The 19,859-nt window shown below is 42.1% G+C and carries 10 protein-coding genes and 6 pseudogenes; 11 read left to right on the top strand and 5 right to left on the bottom strand.

Translation table 11 applies throughout. The features are described from left to right. Window positions 1-67: 67 nt before the first annotated feature. A complete protein-coding gene (locus tag NSTCB13_RS08905; RefSeq protein WP_448272045.1) occupies window positions 68-760 on the top strand; it encodes an HAD family hydrolase in 693 nt (230 codons plus the stop codon). Between the two features lie 153 nt (window positions 761-913). On the opposite strand, the gene NSTCB13_RS08900 is transcribed toward NSTCB13_RS08905, so the two are convergent. Then, on the bottom strand, window positions 914-1,540 hold the full coding sequence (locus tag NSTCB13_RS08900) for a CPP1-like family protein (protein WP_445629224.1): 627 nt from the start codon (window positions 1,538-1,540) through the stop codon (window positions 914-916). A gap of 649 nt (window positions 1,541-2,189) precedes the next feature. Here NSTCB13_RS08900 and NSTCB13_RS08895 point away from each other — a divergent pair. Beyond that, window positions 2,190-2,910, top strand: a pseudogene (locus NSTCB13_RS08895) (response regulator transcription factor). A 651-nt stretch (window positions 2,911-3,561) separates the two neighbouring features. On the opposite strand, the pseudogene NSTCB13_RS08890 reads toward NSTCB13_RS08895, so the two are convergent. Next, window positions 3,562-3,753, bottom strand: a pseudogene (locus tag NSTCB13_RS08890) (DUF2811 domain-containing protein); the annotation flags it as partial. Between the two features lie 486 nt (window positions 3,754-4,239). On the opposite strand from NSTCB13_RS08890, the gene NSTCB13_RS08885 reads away from it, so the two are divergent. Then, on the top strand, window positions 4,240-5,499 hold the full coding sequence (locus tag NSTCB13_RS08885; RefSeq protein ID WP_448272044.1) for an MDR family MFS transporter: 1,260 nt from the start codon (window positions 4,240-4,242) through the stop codon (window positions 5,497-5,499). A 37-nt stretch (window positions 5,500-5,536) separates the two neighbouring features. On the opposite strand, the gene hisIE is transcribed toward NSTCB13_RS08885, so the two are convergent. Then, complete coding sequence (gene hisIE / locus NSTCB13_RS08880) at window positions 5,537-6,187, bottom strand: bifunctional phosphoribosyl-AMP cyclohydrolase/phosphoribosyl-ATP diphosphatase HisIE (protein ID WP_335009633.1); 651 nt, start codon at window positions 6,185-6,187, stop codon at window positions 5,537-5,539. 230 nt (window positions 6,188-6,417) lie between these two features. Between hisIE and hemL the strand changes: the two genes are divergently transcribed. Then, a complete protein-coding gene (gene hemL / locus NSTCB13_RS08875) occupies window positions 6,418-7,716 on the top strand; it encodes a glutamate-1-semialdehyde 2,1-aminomutase (RefSeq protein WP_448272043.1) in 1,299 nt (432 codons plus the stop codon). A gap of 722 nt (window positions 7,717-8,438) precedes the next feature. Then, window positions 8,439-9,360: pseudogene (locus NSTCB13_RS08870) on the top strand (polysaccharide deacetylase family protein). A gap of 76 nt (window positions 9,361-9,436) precedes the next feature. Here the strand turns inward: NSTCB13_RS08870 and NSTCB13_RS08865 are convergent. Further along, window positions 9,437-10,285 (bottom strand): fasciclin domain-containing protein, encoded by an 849-nt coding sequence (locus NSTCB13_RS08865; protein ID WP_448272042.1) that lies wholly within the window; start codon window positions 10,283-10,285, stop codon window positions 9,437-9,439. A gap of 859 nt (window positions 10,286-11,144) precedes the next feature. On the opposite strand from NSTCB13_RS08865, the pseudogene NSTCB13_RS08860 reads away from it, so the two are divergent. The 5 genes and pseudogenes from NSTCB13_RS08860 to NSTCB13_RS08840 all read left to right on the top strand — a co-directional run bounded on the left by NSTCB13_RS08860 (window position 11,145) and on the right by NSTCB13_RS08840 (window position 17,193). After that, a pseudogene (locus tag NSTCB13_RS08860) lies at window positions 11,145-11,940 on the top strand (glutathione S-transferase family protein). A gap of 179 nt (window positions 11,941-12,119) precedes the next feature. Further along, a pseudogene (locus tag NSTCB13_RS08855) lies at window positions 12,120-13,851 on the top strand (helicase HerA domain-containing protein). A gap of 87 nt (window positions 13,852-13,938) precedes the next feature. Beyond that, complete coding sequence (locus NSTCB13_RS08850) at window positions 13,939-14,103, top strand: hypothetical protein (RefSeq protein WP_448272041.1); 165 nt, start codon at window positions 13,939-13,941, stop codon at window positions 14,101-14,103. A 514-nt stretch (window positions 14,104-14,617) separates the two neighbouring features. Beyond that, on the top strand, window positions 14,618-15,601 hold the full coding sequence (locus NSTCB13_RS08845; protein ID WP_445629215.1) for an RNA polymerase sigma factor, RpoD/SigA family: 984 nt from the start codon (window positions 14,618-14,620) through the stop codon (window positions 15,599-15,601). Between the two features lie 266 nt (window positions 15,602-15,867). After that, window positions 15,868-17,193 (top strand): annotated as a pseudogene (locus NSTCB13_RS08840) (IS4 family transposase). Window positions 17,194-17,271: 78 nt separating this feature from the next. Here NSTCB13_RS08840 and NSTCB13_RS08835 read toward each other — a convergent pair. Beyond that, a complete protein-coding gene (locus NSTCB13_RS08835) occupies window positions 17,272-17,826 on the bottom strand; it encodes a calcium-binding protein (protein ID WP_448272040.1) in 555 nt (184 codons plus the stop codon). A gap of 214 nt (window positions 17,827-18,040) precedes the next feature. Here NSTCB13_RS08835 and NSTCB13_RS08830 point away from each other — a divergent pair, with 214 nt between their 5' ends. Then, complete coding sequence (locus tag NSTCB13_RS08830) at window positions 18,041-19,672, top strand: NB-ARC domain-containing protein (RefSeq protein WP_445629213.1); 1,632 nt, start codon at window positions 18,041-18,043, stop codon at window positions 19,670-19,672. Window positions 19,673-19,859 lie beyond the last annotated feature (187 nt).

The following is a 19,859-nucleotide window of genomic DNA, read 5'->3' as shown; positions in this document are numbered from 1 at the left end:
ACTTAATACCCTCAAAAAATAGCCATACATCTGAGATAAACTTAATAAAAATTAACTTTTACCGCCGATGCTAAGACTTATTACTGACTTCGACGGCCCAATTATTGATGTTTCCGAACGGTACTACCGTGTTTATCAATTCTGCTTAGATAAAACCCGTCGCCCAGATCAAGTAGTGCAAGAACTTCCGAAAGCGGAATTTTGGCAGTTAAAGCGATCGCGTGTTCCTGAAAAACAAATCGCCTTAAATTCTGGGTTAGACGAAGCTCAAGCTCAAGAATTCGCCCAGTTGCGACGGCAAACTGTGCATACAGAACCTTACTTTCACTATGACACTCTCGCGCCTGGTGCTGTAGATGCACTGTTAAAAATTCAACAAGCTGGAATTGATTTGGCAGTTATGACCATGCGCCGAGTTAGAGAACTAGATTATGCTTTCAAAAAACATGATTTAGGCAAATTTTTCCCGGAAAATCGTTGTTATTGTCTGAGTAACGACTACGTAAAGACTCGTGATATTGAAGATAAGCCCTTGTTAATGGCTAGGGCATTAAAAGAACTGCCCCCGGCTGCTGATACTTGGATGGTAGGCGATACGGAAGCCGACATCACCGCTGCGAAAAATTATGGAGTTAAGATGATGGCTGTGGAATCTGGAATTCGCGATCGCACCCAATTAGAACTTTACCACCCCGACTTAATTGTTCAGGATTTTAGCGCTGCTGTAGATTTAGTTTTAAAAGCTAAACACCTTGTCTAAAAGGCTCTGTACCTGCAATATAATTCAATTAATCAGCATTCGGGTTGCAAATTAAAATAGGAGTCAGAATACCTATTCTGACTCCTGACTTTTTATTTTAGAAGAACATACATAAACCATGTCTTCTTTATAGAAACCTGCTTAGGCAGTGGTTTAACGTAGAAAACTACTAACTAACCACAACAATATAAACGTCACTACAGTAGAGAACTGATTCGTTTCCAGATTGATAAATGATATTTGTGGTAAGAGCCAGCTAGCAATTAGTCCGCCAACGATTAGGCCAATTATTAAACTGACCAGGGTGAACAAAACTGCTCGGCCAAATTTACCTTCCTTGCGATTAAGAAAGTAAATACTAGCGCCCACACCAACCACCAATGCTAACTGCAAAACCCGATCGCCTCCCTCTGGATAGAACAGGCTAATAGAACTCAAACCGAGAAACCAAGCTCCTGGTAAGAGTATATCCGCAGGCGTTGGCTGATCCAGCATCCGTTGCAGCCATGCGGGTGACTGTTCGCGAGGGGTTGGACTTTCTTTAGGAGGCAATTGCACTCGCAACTCTGGAAACCGTATCCGCTCAGGGACTTTGATTTTACCTTCCTGGCGCATCCGTAAGCGATCCATTAAAATCGCATCGTAAGCCGCCTCAATCACTTCTAAATGCTTGGCATCGCCATTATGTTGCTCGAATAGGCGATTACGAGCATCCTGAATTTCATCGAAGCTAGCCTCTTCTGATACCCCAAGTTTTTCGTAGGGATTTTGATCGCTCATGGGAGTTTGTTACTTCAGCCTCAATCAGCGGCAGTCTTTTATCGAATAAAAAACAATTTTAGGTTTTATTTCGATCGAAACTAAAGTCTCGATCTATTTATATGCCCTACCAGGATAGTAGCACGGGTTAGTTTGATCGACTTTGTAATTTCAACTATAGTCACTTTAACATATCGCTATAACTCCGTGTATACCCTCATGTCGTTGTCTAATTCTGGCTCTAATCTAGAATTTGAACGGAGAGTACCTAAAACTCATGGTTTTTATGAAAAAATCAACTTTAATGTTTCAAATCTGGCAACTTACTGTGCCCTAAAAGAGTTTTTTTTAATTATACTGAATAATCGCTTGTGGTATATATCCACATATCGATTTAAAATTGAAACGTTTTAAGTTACCAGTTAACTGGGATCGAGAAGGTGTCTTGCTATCAAGAACGGTTGCAGTTCAAGTCAGAGCGCTTATATACTGTTGGCTAACAGAAGTTTCGCCTTCTCCTTGCCCACAATCCCGATTAGAGTATTTATTTTCAAATAATCGGGATTGTTATACCGTAGCCATGTAGATTCTTAGTTAGTCCTAAAATGGCAACTGCGTTTTTACGCAACTCTCTTGTTAATCTTACGAATTTTTGTGCAAAGTAATGGTCATGGCTCCTGCCAAGATTCTTGTAGTTGACGACGACCCTGCGGTTCGGAATTTAATCCAACGCTTTTTGATTAAACAGAACTATCAGGTGGAGGCTGCCGAAGATGGAAAGACAGCCTTAACTCTATTTGAGCAATTTAACCCTGATTTGGTGATTCTAGATGTGAATTTACCAGATGTCACAGGGTTTAACCTCTGCCAAGAGATGCAAAGTCGTAATGGTGTTTTTGTTTTGATGTTGACTAGCCGTGCTGACGAAGCTGATAAAATTCGCGGCTTTGCTAAAGGTGCTGACGACTATCTCACCAAGCCTTTTGGACTAGGAGAGCTAGAAGTCAGAGTCGGAGCTATTTTGAGGCGTCAGCGAGTGATAACTACAGCCGAGCAGAAACGCTTGGTATTTGAAAAACTTATGATCGATCCAGTGCGACGGGAGGTAGCACTTAATAACCAACCAGTACCTTTAACTGCTCTGGAATTTGACTTGTTGCATTTTTTAGCTAGTCATCCAGGCCGAGTTTGGCGGCGGGCAGAACTAATCCAAGAGGTGTGGGATTATGAATATGTCGGCGACCCAGCGGGTTGTAGATGTTCATATCGGCCAAATTCGCAAGAAGATTGAAATTGATGCTAGTCAGCCAGCATTAATTCAAACTGTACGTGGCGTAGGCTATAAGTTTGAATCCGCTGTTCACCCCCAGCAGTTGGAAGGCAAGTCCTGAGTTTATAGTCTAGAGTTTTTTAACTCTTGACTGTTGACTCTTGGGAGAGCCATTAGGGAATTTTCTTAGTTTTAGTAAAAGACAAATTTAGACAATCAAAATAAGTAGATATTCCTCAAATACACGCCAAACAGTTATTTGAGATATTTATTTATCTATTTCAAATAGTAGACAGGGGAGAGAGTCCACTGGAAAATATTTTTTGGTATGCAACCGTTTTGATATATATAACGGTGCTGAGATTGGAGTTCATCGGGTACATAGCTGTGCATTGGTAGTCAAATGAAGCTAAAGTCCCCTTAAAAGCCCGTTTCTAGCCTCTATCTGGAACTGCTGCCGTAAGTCAGGGAAGCGGCAGCCTCAAAATAGACATTTCCAGCTGGAGACTGAGAACAAAGGTAAATTCCACTCTATTACCAACTACTTTTGGCAATAAAAGAAACTATTAGAACTTTTTTATGGATCGGAATCTACCGATCTTTTTTATTGTAATATTGCCGATCGCTATCAGCTGAAAATCCCATGAATGGGGCACGGTATGCCGTGCCTCATTAATAAATAGGGGAATAACGCCCTTTATACCAGTAGCTATGGGGTGTCTAGTAAATTAGCTGTTGCTGGTGAGTCAGTACAGGGCATTTCTACTGTGGAGTGATGGAACAAAGTTTCCAGATAAACTCGAGCAGCACGGCGATCGCTATCTCCATTTTGGAGTAAAAACAATGATAGTGCCGCCGTCAGTACTCTGTTTTCATCCCAATCGGGATGGGTTTCTAAGTAATTTTTTAAGGATTCGTGGAGTGTTTCAGGAATTTCTGTAAAGATGCTAACCGTTGATTTCATGAGATTTTCCTCCTATGAGGATAATCAAGAGGGACAAGTTGCTTGCGGTAAAGCGGTTTAAGGCTTTACACGCTCTTTCGTTATCCCGACAATCTGCACTTACATCTAGTAGTAATATATTTTACACGTTTGATGCCAGCGGTTGAACAGAATTATAAAAGCAAGCCGCATCATTGTGCGCCAAAAGGGGGTGGGTTTGTCAATGCTGCGAAATGTTAAAAACGATGGTATAAAAAATAAATGCGAACGACAGAATAGGCATTTAAGGCAATTTTTTGTTACTTTACTTCATAAAAACTCAGTCCTTAAACTTCTTTGCTACTTATAATCAACAATCCCCAGTAAGACAGCAAGAAGCCTATTAGCTCGTATAGCACCTGTGGAAAACTGCTAAAATCCCTGTGGAAACCCTGTGGAATGAATGAGGAAAATAGTAACCAATGATAAGAATTACAAAAATGTCATCAAATTATGACATTTAAAATTATGAAATTAGCTTCTCAATCTCAGTTATCATCGTGGTTGCCTTCGATACATCCCCAGGTTTGGATTTTCGCAATTGGGAGATTTCTCTCGGAAGTTGGTACCGGCTTTACCCTGTTTTACGCCCCCATCTTTTTTGTCAATCAACTTGGTTTATCTGCAACCAGTGTTGGGGTAGCCTTGGGTAGCGCCTCGATTTCCGGCATCGTAGGGCGGATTGCGGGTGGTTCTTTGGCTGATTCTGAATATTGGGGACGCCGCCGCACTTTGTTGCTAGCGACGGCGATTTCAGCAATTGCTTCTTTAGTTTTAGCTGCAACCAATAATTTCACTTCTTTGGTAATCGGTAGCTTGATTAGCGGTTTAGGGATAGGTTTCTATTGGCCATCGGCTGAAGCTGTGGTTGCTGACGCTAGCCAAATTGACAATCGACGGGAAACTTTTGCGATCGCCAGACTAGCTGATAATCTGGGGTTAGCGATCGGAATTGTGCTGGCTGGGTTTTTAATCGCGATAATTGGGAATTATCGCTGGCTATTTGTGATTGATGCCATCTCTTTTATGGCATTTTTTGGAGTTGTCTATGTAGGAATTAATCAAACGGAACAACAGCAAATAGAGGAACCTGAAAAGACAGAACTTTTTGCTGCTTGGATGGCAGTATTAAGAGATTGGCGTTTCCTGGTCTACATAGTAGTTAATATATTTTTTACAATCTATATTTCTCAAATCCACAGCACCCTACCGCTTTACTTCAAAAATTTTGTTTTTGTAGAAAGTACTACCGAAGGATTTGCTCAAACTACGATTAGCGGATTATTTGCTTGGCATCTGTTGTTCGCAATTATTTGTCAGTTGCCTGTCACCAGCATCTTAAAACGCTGCTCTCACACACTCGCGCTGACTGTTTCCGCCATTCTCTGGGCAATTGGTTTCGGACTGATTTGGGTAAGCGGTACAGCCCCATCTCATCATCTGGTTTGGGTAATATTGGCATTGGGAGTATTTGCTATGGCGATTGTCTCTTACACGCCATCTGCTGCCTCTTTAGTAACTGAGTTAGCCCCAGAAAATCAACGCGGTGTTTATTTTTCCATCAACGCTTTGTGCTGGGCTGTTGGCTCTTTTATTGGTCATCCCTTGGGTGGATGGGCATTAGATCGACCACAAATTATTACAAATAGTTACTGGCTAGGCTTCATTTTGAGTGTAGCGATCGCTGTGGCAATTTTACAGTATCTCAATAGAATTTTGGCTGAGTAACATAACTCCCCACGGTAAGATGACTTGTTTTTTGACTCTATTGCCGACGTTCTTGGAGCTTGCGATATACCGATTTTAAATCCACTTGATGGTGAGCTAAGGCAACCAAAGTATGATATAGCAAATCAGCCACTTCACCTGCGATCGCATCTGCTTCATCATCCTTAAAAGCCATTACCACCTCGGCGGTTTCTTCACCAATCTTTTTCAAAATTTTGTTATCGCCACCTGCGAATAGTTTACAAGTGTAAGAACTTTCAGTAGGATTATCGCGGCGATCGCATATTATTTGAAACAATTGCGACAATGTATCTCCTGGAGGGGAGGCAATTTTCCCTTCTATTTGGTGGAAACAACTGCGCTCTCCAGTATGACAAGCAACATCTCCTAATTGCTCTACGCCGATAAGCAGCGCATCACTATCGCAGTCATAACGGATACTTTGCACTTTTTGAATATGCCCAGAAGTCGCCCCCTTGTGCCACAATTCTTGCCGAGAACGGCTCCAAAACCAAGTTTCTTCAGTTTCTAAAGTCTTTTGTAACGACTCCTGATTCATCCATGCCATCATCAGGACAGTACCATCTAGATAGTCTTGAACAATTGCAGGCACTAGACCCCGTTCATCGTAGCGAATTTTCTCAACCGGGATAGTGTAATGCAGCGATCGCGAATCGTTAGAAGACATACCAGCTAGTTTGCTCTCATGAGAATAATTTATGGATTCACGATACCATTCAAAATAGGACAGCCGATATGTTTTTTTTGAATTAAATATCTAAAGTCAAGTCTTCATTGGACTTGCATAACATAATGTTATTTTTTTGGTTCCGCTAATTTTATAGGATAGAAATTCTAAGCAGTGTTTAACCCTATCCTAAGATAGAGCGTTTTATTGCCCACTGTTAGGAGAGAACTTTGGTAAATACCACAATTAAAACAACAAAATCACAAGAAGTCTTCGCCGCTGCTCAAAATCTCATGCCCGGAGGAGTCAGTTCTCCAGTTCGTGCTTTTAAATCTGTGGGCGGACAACCCATCGTTTTCGATCGTGTCAAAGGCGCGTATATTTGGGATGTAGATGGCAATAAATACATAGACTATGTAGGCACTTGGGGCCCAGCTATTTGCGGTCATGCTCATCCAGAAGTCATTGCAGCGTTGCATGAAGCTTTAGAAAAAGGCACCAGTTTCGGCGCTCCCTCAGTCCTAGAAAATGTTTTGGCAGAAATGGTCATCGATGCCGTTCCTAGCATCGAAATGGTCAGATTTGTTAATTCTGGAACTGAAGCCTGTATGGGAGTTTTGCGGCTGATGCGGGCTTTCACCAACCGAGACAAAATCATCAAATTTGAAGGTTGCTACCACGGACACGCCGATACGTTTCTAGTGAAAGCGGGTTCTGGTGTCGCCACACTTGGCTTGCCAGACTCACCGGGAGTACCTAAAGCAGCAACTAGCAGCACTCTAACTGCACCTTTCAATGACCTAGAAGCAGTCAAAGCTTTATTTGAAGAAAACCGCGACGAGGTTGCCGGTGTCATTCTTGAGCCAGTCGTCGGCAATGCTGGATTTATCGCACCTGACGCTGGCTTCCTAGAAGGTTTACGGGAACTAACTCATGAGTATGGAGCGTTGTTGGTATTTGACGAAGTGATGACAGGCTTCCGCATTGCTTACGGTGGCGCTCAAGAAAAATTTGGCGTCACTCCTGATTTAACAACCTTGGGTAAGGTAATTGGTGGTGGTTTGCCAGTAGGGGCTTATGGTGGTCGCCGAGATATTATGTCAATGGTTGCGCCTGCCGGCCCCGTATATCAAGCTGGGACTCTATCTGGTAATCCCTTGGCGATGACTGCTGGTATTAAAACTTTAGAATTGCTGCAAAAGCCAGGTACTTACGAGTCTCTTGAGCGAATTACTAAAAAACTAGCAGATGGTTTGCTGCAAATTGCTAAAGAAACTGGTCATGCAGCTTGCGGCGGTCAAATCAGCGCCATGTTCGGCTTATTCTTTACCGCTGGCCCAGTTCATAACTATGAAGATGCGAAAAAGTCTGATACAACCAAATTCGGACGCTTCCATCGTGGAATGTTAGAGCGTGGTGTTTACTTAGCACCCTCTCAATTTGAAGCTGGGTTTACATCTTTTGCTCACACAGAAGAAGACATCGAGCAGACTTTAACTGTTGCACGGGATGTAATGTCTAGTCTGTAACCTTTTAAGGATAAGGGATTTCCAAAAAAAAGTATTCTGTTAACTCTTGTGGGGTAGGCATCTTGCCCCACAAATGGATGATTTATCGGAAGTCCCTTTTTTTTGAGACAGAAACAAGCGTGCGGAGTTTTCGGACTCACTTTAAAAGCATTATTTGCAGAATTTTCAGCAATTAATAGTGTTCAATCCTCTGACGCTGCTGGGGAGCGAAGAAATTTTTTAACAGATTTGCTCTCTACCGTCATTACTTAAGAAAGGTCACATCTTCGTCATCATTTCGCAATGGCTTCGTCAATGGAATATGCAATATTTAGCCTACATTAAGATTCATAGTTAATGAGGCAGGATTAATAAATTATAGGGGGTTAAGTCCCTTGCAACTAAGAAATGTCAAGTTTTGTGGCTCTTGTCTGAATCTCCGTTGCAAAACTTAACTTAATTACAAATTATTTTACTTGCCTTTTACAGTTCTCGAAATTCCCTCATACCCCATAGATTACAAAAATTAATACGTAAGAAAGTTCTCACCTTTATGGTGAGAGTTTTGCTTATAGATATTAGATTATCCATCGGGTAAGCTATTTTTTCAGAGTCAGGGTTGGAGCTAACTTTAAAAAATAGACCAGTCATAACTGTAGCTCGTATGGCAGGGCTTACAGAGTAGAAAAAGCTGCCATAAGTATCGTGAAAAAAAGATGGTTCGACCTTGAAGGAGCTATGAAGTGGACGACAATAAGTCATTTTTTAGTCTGCAAAAAATATTAGTTACGTTGCTTGTCTTGAGTGGGAGTGTGAGTGTCAGCACGATGATGCTTATTAAGTCAAGCTCCTCTAATGCTCAAAGTACAGAGAATATAAATGTAAACAATCAACCAAGCAAAGTTGGAATTCAGCAGCAGATTGAAGAACTCAAAGCAACGATGCTTAGAAGTTGGCAGCAGCAAGTACAAACAAAAGGTTTTTCATATACTGTGCCACAGCGTTTTCAAGGAGCAATAGTTGATGCGGCAAAATTGACTCCCGAACAGAAAGTAATTGCGCTCACCTTTGATGATGGGCCATGGCCTCAAAGTACCGGGCAAGTACTAGATATTCTCAAAAAAAATCAGATTAAAGGGACATTTTTTCTGATTGGGCAAAACGTGAAGAATTATCCAGGCTTAGTAAAGCGGGAAATTGCTGAGGGGTCACGTAATTGGTAATCACACTTGGCATCATTGGTATCAATTCTTAAATCCACAAGCAGCTGCCTATGAAATTGACCACACAGCAGACTTGATTTATCAAGTGACAGGGATTAAAACAAATTTATTTCGACCACCAGGGGGAATCATGCACAATGGGGTGGCTAGTTACGCTAGAAATAGCAAATATGCCATCATTCGCTGGTCGTCTGACTCTGTAGACTACTCACGTCCTGCTGTACCAAAATTAATTAATAATGTGTTTAGGAGGGCCAAGCCAGGTGGAATTGTGCTAATGCATGATGGTGGTGGTAATCGCTCTAAAACTGTGCAAGCTTTACCAGAAATTATTGCCAACTTTCGGAAACAGGGCTATAGGTTTGTTACTATTCCTGAACTTTTAGAAATGCAAGATCGAGATCAAAAGCTGACAGCAAACAAAAAAACCGTCCAAAACTAACATCTGAACGGAATTTTAACGTATTAATATTTTATGCCAATCTAGTAATGTTACCAGTTGTGCTGATACCTTACAACTACAAGTCAGGAGGTAAAATCACCTGATCGATCGCGTGGATTACGCCGTTACTACCTGTGATATCTGCCTGTGTTACTTTAGCATCATTAACAGTTACACCGGTAGCAGGATCGACTTTAACGTTGATTGCGCCACCTTCGAGGCTTTTAACTTCGCCAGACTTTAAATCAGTAGACAATACCTTACCAGCAACCACATGGTAAGTTAAAATCTTGAGCAATACTTCTTTGTTATCTGGCTTTAATAATTCTTGCAAAGCATCTGCTGGTAACTTAGCAAAAGCTGCATCTGTGGGTGCAAAAATAGTTAAGTTATCTTTGCCTTGCAGAGTTGCGCTTAATCCTGCTGCTTTTAAAGCCTTGGTCAACGTGGTAAAGGAAGCGTTTGACTCTGCCAAGGCTAACAAGTTTTTGCCTTGATTGCTACTTGCCCCTGGTTTTGGTGGAGTTGTGGTCGGTGTCTCAGTGGGTGGAGTACCTGGAGTGACGGGTGTAGGTTCACTAGGTGTAACACTAGGTGTAACACTAGGTGTAACACTACCACCACCACGGTTATAGGGAGGCTCGTTGAAAATACTTGGTCTGGGATTTACCGTTCCACCACTTTTCTGTGCTACTGGTTTGCGTTTGGTATTGCCCTTTTCGATTTGGGAAACGGCTTCAGTCGGTGCGTATTGAGTGTTCGCTTGAAGCCGTTGACCTTGGTTATAAGGAGCTTCGTTGAAAATACTGGGGTTAGGATTTAGTACCTCTTTCGCATCAGATGGTAAAGTAATGAGGACGCTGAAACTAGTAAATCCTGCTATGCCTGCCAACGCGGTCAGAAATTTGCTGTAATTTGTCTTCATAAATTTTGTTTTTCTTTTTGTCCACACATTACATAAAGATTTATAACATTTTGCTATGCACAAAATCTAACTCAAGAGGGAAGTAAGGTTTTTCTCTAGAAGAGTTTGTGCTAGTAAGGTTAAATATTTAACCCCGATTCACGCCGATCGGGATGAAATATATCTACCATATATTTCATGTAAATTGAGCAAATTTTCTCCATCACACCAAAATTTAAAAATCCCACTCGGTGTAAAGTAAATTCTCAGAAAGTGTGAAAATCTCACCTCTACAAGTTATGAGTTACGATGAGCTTCGAGAAAGATTATACTTAAAAGACAATTTATATACATACCTGTACGTAAATCAATAGTTGATTCATAAATCCTGAATTACATAGAGAAGAAAACTATATTTCAGAATCAACCATTGATTATTCAGCAAAAGCACAGAAATTACTTTCCGAAATCTTTTAACGTAGGCTAACGCTGACGAAGATTGCAGTAACTGTTGAAGACCGACGAATGAGGGGTTATGTCTATTTATATATAGGAATCCGCTTTGATTTGGAGAAATTAGTTGCGTTGGGAGGGGATAAAGAACAGGGGAGAAGGAATAAAAGTGTACTAAGTTTTTTTCACGCAATCAAATACGAGTCATATATATGCTGAATTAAATTACTTAGTTATTTGATATTTTAATCAATCAGAAAACAATATTTTTTTGAATCGATAATTTTATTTTGCCAAAAATCAGGCATCGGTTAAACCTTAATGTCAATTAAATAGACAGTTAACCAACTAATACCAATAAAAATTACTAAAACTAAAGATACAATTGTAAAGTTAATAAGTTGACCAGTTACAAGAGATAGAACACATGCTGGAATTATACCAATGGGAACTCTCTCAATACTCAGAGAAAGTGCGCCTAATTCTAGATTTTAAAGGACTAGATTACCGCAAAATAGAGGTTACGCCTGGGATTGGACAAGTGGAACTGTTCCGGCTGACTGGTCAAAGACAAGTGCCTGTATTAAAGGATCGTCATAAATATATTGCGGATTCTACGGAAATAGCTAAGTATTTAGACTTAGAGTATCCCGATCGCCCCATAATACCGCAAGATCCTAAACAACGGGGTTTAACTTTATTAATAGAAGAATGGGCGGATGAGTCCATAGGCATCAAAGGTCGCAAAGCACTATTTGCAGCCGTAAGTCAAGATCAAAATTTCCGTAAGTCTTTATTACCCACGTCAACACCAGATATATTTAAAAGTCTGGTTCAAGGAGTACCTAGTGACTTACTGACAGTGTTGGGTTTTGGCGTAGGTTACAGCCCAGATGTGATACAGTCAGCGATCGCATCTTTAAAACAAGACTTAGAAGCCTTAACGTTATTATTGGCAGATAGTCCTTATTTAACAGGAGATGAGCCGACTTTAGCTGACTTAGCCGTGGCTGGCTTATCGATATTGCTCAAGTTCCCCTCTGGTCCCCTATCTGGATTTACCAGCTTCTATCAGAGGTAAAGGATTGCCAATCTTTGCCGAGAATATAGATTATGAACCATTCTTTACCTGGCGCGATCGCCTTTATGCCCAATTCCGCAAACCGTTAATTAGTACCACTCCATCAACAGGAAGTGCGCCAACCTCGATTCAGATTGATTAGATAATAGGGCATAGGGAATTGGGCATGGGGCATAGGGGATGGAAAAGAAAAACAAATGACCAATACTTCGACTACGCGGTAGTTGAGCGCAGTCGAAACTCAGTACAAGTGACCAATGACCAATGACAAATGACAAATACTTCGACTACGCTCAGTACAAGTGACAAATGACTAATCAGATGAATTCGGCACAACCATTAGGTTCGGTCATTCAAGGTTCTCTAACTGAAGGTTTAGAAGTCCGATTGCATCCTGACATTTCTGTAGAAGATATGCGGGTGGGTAAATTTCTTGTTGTGCAAGGGATGCGATCGCGTTTTTTTTGTATGCTGACAGATGTAGCATTGGGAGCTGCTAATGCCCGAATTATTGCTAATCCCCCCAATTGGGAAGACACTTTTTTACGAGATGTTTTAGCTGGAAGTGGTACTTACGGTACTATCAACCTCGCGCCGATGTTGATGTTCACTCCCGAAACTGAAGAATCTTTCTCCCCAACAAATGGCAAATCGGCCAATCCTTTCCTCCCATCGGTGACTGGTTTAGCTTCATTTGTGCCACAAACCAGCACGACGATAGAATTGTTGCCGGTGAAAACTATTCCTAGCCACTTTAGCCAAGTTTACGATGCAAGTGTTGACGATTTTCGCCGAGTCTTTGGTTGGGAAGATGACCCCCAAAGGCGCAACTTTTCCATCGGTAAACCTTTGGATATGGATGTGCCCGTTTGTATCGATTTGAATCGCTTCGTGGAACGGAGTAATGGGGTTTTTGGGAAATCTGGTACTGGTAAATCTTTTCTAACTCGGCTACTTTTAGCTGGCGTTATCCGAAAAAATGCGGCAGTTAACTTGATTTTTGATATGCACTCTGAGTATGGCTGGGAAGCCGTTGCAGAAGGTAAAAATGTCAATACTGTTAAAGGCTTAAAGCAACTTTTTCCTAGTAAGGTAGAAGTTTATACCCTCGACCCGGAATCGACAAAGCGTCGGGGTGTGCGTGATGCCCAAGAACTTTATTTGAGTTACGAGCAAATTGAAGTTGAAGATATTAAATTATGTGGTCGAGATTTAGGACTTTCTGACGCAGCCTTGGATAATGCCAATATTTTGTTTAATGAGTTTGGCAAGTCTTGGATTGTCCAGCTGTTAAATATGACTGGTGAAGACATTAAGATGTTCTGTGAGGAAAAGCCGGGACACCCAGGTTCAATTAACTCTTTACAGCGCAAACTCTTACGGTTAGACAGCTTGAAGTATATGCGAGCAGTTTGCCCGCAGAATTACATTAGTAAAATTGTGCAATGCCTGGAATCTGGGAAGAATGTTGTGATAGAATTTGGTTCCCAGTCTAATATGCTCTCTTATATGTTGGTGACGAATATGATCACCCGCCGTATTCACGAGCATTACGTCAAGAAAGCAGATAAATTCCTGCAAAGCAAAAATCCTAGCGATCGCCCAACGCCACTGATGATTACCATTGAAGAGGCGCACCGCTTCCTTGACCCAGCTATCGTCCAAAGTACTATCTTTGGGACTATTGCCCGCGAGTTGCGGAAGTATTTTGTCACACTTTTGGTAGTCGATCAACGTCCATCAGGCATAGATAATGAAGTTATGTCCCAAATTGGGACTCGCATTACCGCTTTGCTGAATGATGAAAAAGACATTGAGGCAATTTTTACAGGTGTATCTGGTGGTAGCGGACTGCGATCGGTATTGGCAAAGCTAGACTCGAAACAACAAGCTTTAATATTGGGGTCACGCCGTTCCTATGCCCGTAGTAGTCCGTACCCGTCCTTATGACGCAACTTTTTATGCCGAAATTGGTGAGCCAGCTTGGGAAGAAAAACCTGACGCAGAAGTATTCGCCGCTGCGGAACTAGCCAAAGCTGACCTGGGATTTTAGATTGTCATTTGTCCTTTGTCCTTTGTCACTTGTACTGAGCGAAGTCGTTGGCGCAGCCTCTCGTAGAGAAGTATTTGTCCTTTGTAAATGACCAATACTTCTCTACGAACGCTAACAGCGTGTCAAAGACAGAGATTACGCCAACGACTTACCTCGGCTTTGCTACCTCGACTTCGCTCGGCACAAGTCGGCACGAGCCGCTCAGTACAAGTGACAAATGACCAATACTTCGACTACGCTCAGTACAAGTGACCAATGACTAATGACAAATGACTAATTCGTAACATCCCTCCATTGTCACAGCAAATTAAGTTCGGTTATCCGGCTAGTTTTTGGCAACAGAAGAGGGGTTTTTGGCGTCACTATAGATATAGTCAATAATTTCAAGGAAATTTAAAATTTTTTTCTATAACGACTGCTTTTGAATTATAATAATAGGTTTTATCTAAAGATAGTTTACTATTTGCCTGATTTGTCGTATTATAAGTTAAGTAGAACTCATACCGACTTCGGATTTACCGCCCGGTGTTAGTAACTGTCCAAGAGAATAATTCTCAAAAATAACCAGCGTGCTTATAAAAGATTGAAAATTTAGGGAAGGTAGGGGAACCTATCATTGGGGGCTTACCGTCTTAACAACGGCTGTATCTAATTAACTGATTGCTTTTGATAGCTCCCGATATTTCGTGATAGATGTACTACTTCTCCCCATCCATTTTAGTAATAAAACATACATTATCTTTACGAAGTAGAGGACATCGCACCAATGCCTACTGTCAATACCCAAACGGAAAACCTCAACACCAAATTCACGGCTGATATGGTGCGAACCTATCTGCGAGAAATTGGTCGTGTACCACTGCTAACCCGCGAACAAGAAATTGTCTTTGGGAAGCAAGTGCAACAAATGATGGCGCTGATCGACGCTAAGGAAGCTTTGGCGAAGAAGTTGCAACGCGAACCGGATATGTCAGAGTGGGCTGACTACGTTCAACAATCGGAAACCGAGGTGCAGCAAACAGTGGCACAAGGTAAGCGGGCAAAGCAAAAAATGATCGAAGCGAATTTGCGCTTGGTCGTAGCTATTGCTAAAAAGTATCAAAAGCGAAATATGGAGTTTCTGGATTTAATCCAAGAAGGAACACTAGGGTTAGAGCGGGGTGTGGAGAAATTTGATCCGATGAGGGGTTATAAGTTCTCAACTTACGCTTACTGGTGGATTCGCCAAGCAATTACTCGGGCGATCGCTCAACAAGGTCGGACTATTCGCTTACCGATCCACATTACCGAGAAACTGAACAAAATCAAAAAAGTGCAGCGCGAGTTGGCTCAAAGCTTGGGGCGATCGCCAACTCCAGCCGAAATTGCCAAAGCACTAGAACTAGAACCTGCTCAGATTCGCGAGTATCTGAATATGGCTCGTCAACCAGTGTCTTTGGATGTGCGAGTTGGTGAGAATCAAGATACTGAGTTGCAAGAAATGCTCGAAGATGATGGCCCATCGCCAGAGTATTACACCAATCAGGAATTCTTACGCCAAGACTTGAACAATCTGCTAGCAGAACTAACCCCGCAACAGCGAGAAGTTGTAGCCCTGCGCTTTGGTTTAGAAGATGGTAATGAAATGTCATTGGCGAAAGTGGGTGAAAGATTGAATCTCAGCCGCGAACGCGTTCGTCAGTTAGAGCATCAAGCTTTGGCTCATCTGCGTCGCCGTCGCGCCAATGTCAAAGAGTACGTTGCTAGCTAGAACAAGAGACGCGGAATCTCGCGTCTCTACACCACCTTGGTGATGCGCCTCCTGAATTCAGGGGGCGATTTTTTTATGCTGAAAACAGAGAGTTAACGCCCTGTGCAACTTAATTTAGTTAAACCTTGATTCCATTGTGGGGTAGGCATCTTGCCTGCCCAGAAAGGATGGACAAGATGTCATTGGTGTCAAGTTAAGAAAAATGGATGGTTGTCAAGAGTGGGCAAATCAATGGTAAAAGTCAACATAGGGGTGTTGAAAAAGCCATGAGTAAACCACGCAAAAAACAAGGGAATCCAGATTTTCGCCATCGAGTCAGCGTACCAGCCCCAGCAAGTGTTGAGATAGAATCACGTCTGTTTGAACTAATCAGTCCAGGTACATTTACAAACCTCAAAGGGGTCAAAGACAAAGAACGGAGCCTGCGTTCACGAATACTGAAGAAAGCCAGTAATGGCAGCAATCGTGTTGAGTCTAGTGTATCGACAAGTGCAACATCTCACGGATGTATTGCGATCGCTAGAAATAGAAGGATTAATGTGGGTAGAAGCAACGAAAGTCAGTAAACAAGCGTTGTCTCAAAGACTCAATAGTTTACCTGCTCATTTATTTGCACTAGTTTTTGAGCAAGTGATAGAGCGTTTATCAGCGAAAAGAAGCGCAAGAGAATTAGCCCCAGCCTGGGTCATTAGTAGTACAGAGATTTCCTGCCATCTGGATTGGGGATGCCTCAACACTCGAAGCGATGAAAAAACATTTTGGACAACTGCAAGAAAAAACAGGCACGGTATTAGCCGGAAAGATGCTGATTGATGGTTGTAGAAGCTTTCACTCACACTCCTGTAGCAATTTGGTATGATGCTGATGCCAAAATCAATGAGACTCGTTGGTGGCTTTCACTGTTAGAACGTTTACCTGATGGTGGCTTACTGATAGTAGACATGGGATTTTATGGTTTTGAGTGGTTTGATTCTCTGACTGTTGCTGGCAAGTACGTACTCACACGCCAAAAGGAAAAGGTGAGATATCGGGTTACACGTGTACTTTCTCAAGGTTCTCACTACAAAGACGAAATTATTCACATGGGATTAAATCATACTCACCCTTGCCACCATCCCATGCGCCTAGTTTCCGTATTGTGGGGTCAGACTTGGTATCATTATTTGACTAACGTTCTTGACCCACAACAACTTTCAGCACAAGAAGTTTGTGAACTATACCGCCGACGTTGGCGAATTGAAGACGCATTTTTATTGACTAAGCGTTTGTTAGGTTTATCCTATCTCTGGGTCGGTGGCACTAATGGTGTAGAGATGCAAATATACGCTACTTGGATTTTCTACGCCCTCCTCAACGACTTGTGTGCTGATGTAGCAATCGCTTTACAACAACCTTTGGAACGCATTTCTGTGGAAATGGTGTTTCGCAGTTTATATTTTTTTCACCGCGCACTTTTGCTTAACCCTGAGTTAAAACTTATTCCTTGGCTTGTCGAACATTATCGTTCGATGGGCTTGGTTAAAGCCATCCGTCAACGCCACCGACGAACGGCTGCTCGCTCTCTTGACATCTGGGCTGATGCCTTAACTTGACACCAATGACAAGATGTCCATCCTACAAGAATAAAAAAAGTCGCACATCGCGTGAGTTATTTCCCAACTGTAGTAGGACTAGACAAAGCTAAAATAATAGCTGGTTAACTGTATACCAGTCGTATCTTGAACTACTGCTAATAAGTCACCATCATTCTGATATATGAGTGTATCAAGGTCACTAGTTCCCTCATAATCAGCAGTACCAAGATAAAAAGAACTTGCACTTCCTTTGAGTTGGATATAGTCATTCGCAGGATTGTAGTCTTGTATCGTAGCGTAGCCACTTCCCTGATAATAGTTTCCACTGTAGGATGTACCTAAAACAAACCTATCGTAGCCATCGCCACCATTTAAGACATCATATTCATAACTGTTGTAGACAGTTGAGCTAGAACCGTATAAGGTGTCACTACCAGACCCACCGTATAATGTGTCACTGCCAGAATCTCCGTATAAGACATCGTTACCTGTGTAACCATATAGGTAGTCATTGCCACCATATCCATAGATGTAATCGTCGTTAGTATTGCCATAGATGGTATCATTTCCATCATACCCATAAGCAAAAAGACTTTCTGAACCAGTGTAGTTATAATAATCATTTCCACTTGTGCCGAAATAATAAGCCATGTCTTTGCCCTCAATAATTTGGTTACATTCTCGATCGCTCTAATCTTACATAGATACTAAAGGGCTAGTATCAAGTTTGTCGGTCGGAAAAGGTCGGGAAAAGGTCGGGAAAAGGTCGGGTTATTTTCTTTTTCGTAGATTTACGTAAACTTTTGACCAAAAATCAAGTTTCTGGTGTGAATATTGTAGTGAGCCTGTATTACTACGGAGAGAAATGACGGTTGAAGAAGCGATCGCAATAGTTGAGCAATTATTGCAACGAGGATGCTTAACGAGAGCGCAAGAGATTGTATTTCGCTACGCTTGGGAAGGGAAAACTTATCTAGAAATGGCGCGAGCAGTCACTTATGACCCTGGTCACATCAAAGACGTTGGCTCGGAATTATGGCGATCGCTCTCTCAAGCTTTGGGCGAAAAAGTTACCAAAAATAACCTGCAAGGAGTCCTGAAGCGAACTGTACAGCGACAACAGGACATAAACACCTCCTCAACCTTGAATTTTCAACCCTTTACGAACTATACAAATTGGGGGGAAGCAATCGACGTTTCCCAGTTCTATGGACGTACTACAGAATTAGAAACCCTCAGCCAATGGATTGTAAGAGATCGCGCTCGTGTAGTCACACTATTAGGTATGGGTGGTATGGGCAAAACCGCGCTCTCTGTAAAGTTAGCAGAACAATTGCAGGGAGAATTTGAATATGTGATTTGGCGATCGCTCCGACACGCACCTTTTTTTCACGACAAGGTGATGGAATGCATCAAAATTCTTTCCGATCGACAAGTTACCACATTGCCTGCTTCCCCCTATGAGCAAATTACTTGTTTAATCGATTATCTCCGCAAATATCGATGCTTGCTGATTCTGGATAATTTCGACACATTATTGGAGCAAGGTAAAGGGACAGGCTGTTACCGTGAGGGCTATGAACCCTACGGCGAACTTCTGTGGCGATCAGGAGAAACTGGGCATCAAAGCTCTGTCCTGCTCACCAGCCGGGAAAAACCTCCTGAAGTCGCTGCCTTGGAAGGTGATGGTTTGCCAGTCCGTACCCTTGTTTTATCAGGATTAGAAGTCACAACCGGGCAAACAATTCTGAAACTCAAAGGGCTATCAGGCTCCGAGGACGAAACCCGCCAACTGGTTGAGTGTTACGGTGGTAATCCCCTAGCTTTGAAAATTGCCGCCACTTCCATTCGGGACTTGCATGAAGGTAACATCGCCTGCTTCTTTTCTGAAGGCACAACTGTATTTCAAGGCATTGGCAATCTTCTAGAACAACAATTCAAAAGACTCTCCACATCTGAGCAGCTAGTAATGTACTGGCTGGCAATTAATCGGGGCAAGCTTTCCTCGACAGAATTGCAAACAGCTCTTACACCAATATTGCCTAAGCCTAAGTTAATGTCAGTCCTCGAATCTTTACGCTGGCGTAGCTTGATAGAAAGCAATGCTGGAGGATTCACACAGCAACCTGTGGTGATGGAATATGTGACAAAGTGCTTGATTGAGCAAGTCTGCAAGGAAATCGTCACAGAATCACCGCAATATCTGCTGACTTATGCTTCGATGCAAGCCCAAGCAAAAGACTACATCCACGATAGTCAAATTCATCTGATTGTAAGACCTATCCTAAATCAACTACGAATAACCCTTGGCTCTGCCGATCGGCTTGAGGATAAACTTGACAGACTAGTTAGAAAGCTCCAAAATGAAAAACCCCATCCACAAGAGGACGAAGTTTTTAGGCATAGGGAATGGGGTAAGCAGATAAGAGAGCGCAGGAACAAGGCAGGCTCAAACAGTCAGAAGCAATCCCATACCATTCTGGCTTCGCCTAGATAAGAGAGCGCGGGAACAAGGTAGACTCAAACAGTGTTTGGGCAGTTGCGGTGAGTCCAGATTTTCAACAAACGTTGAGACAGGTAGTAACTTTAAAAACTTTAGGAGCGCTAGAAGTGAATTGATACAGCAAAATTCAGAATTCATAATTCAGGAGTATGTAACCTGAGTTCGGGATAAGGAAAAGGAC

It is taken from the genome of Nostoc sp. DSM 114160 (assembly GCF_053470305.1).
This window is presented reverse-complemented; position numbering and strand designations above follow the sequence as displayed.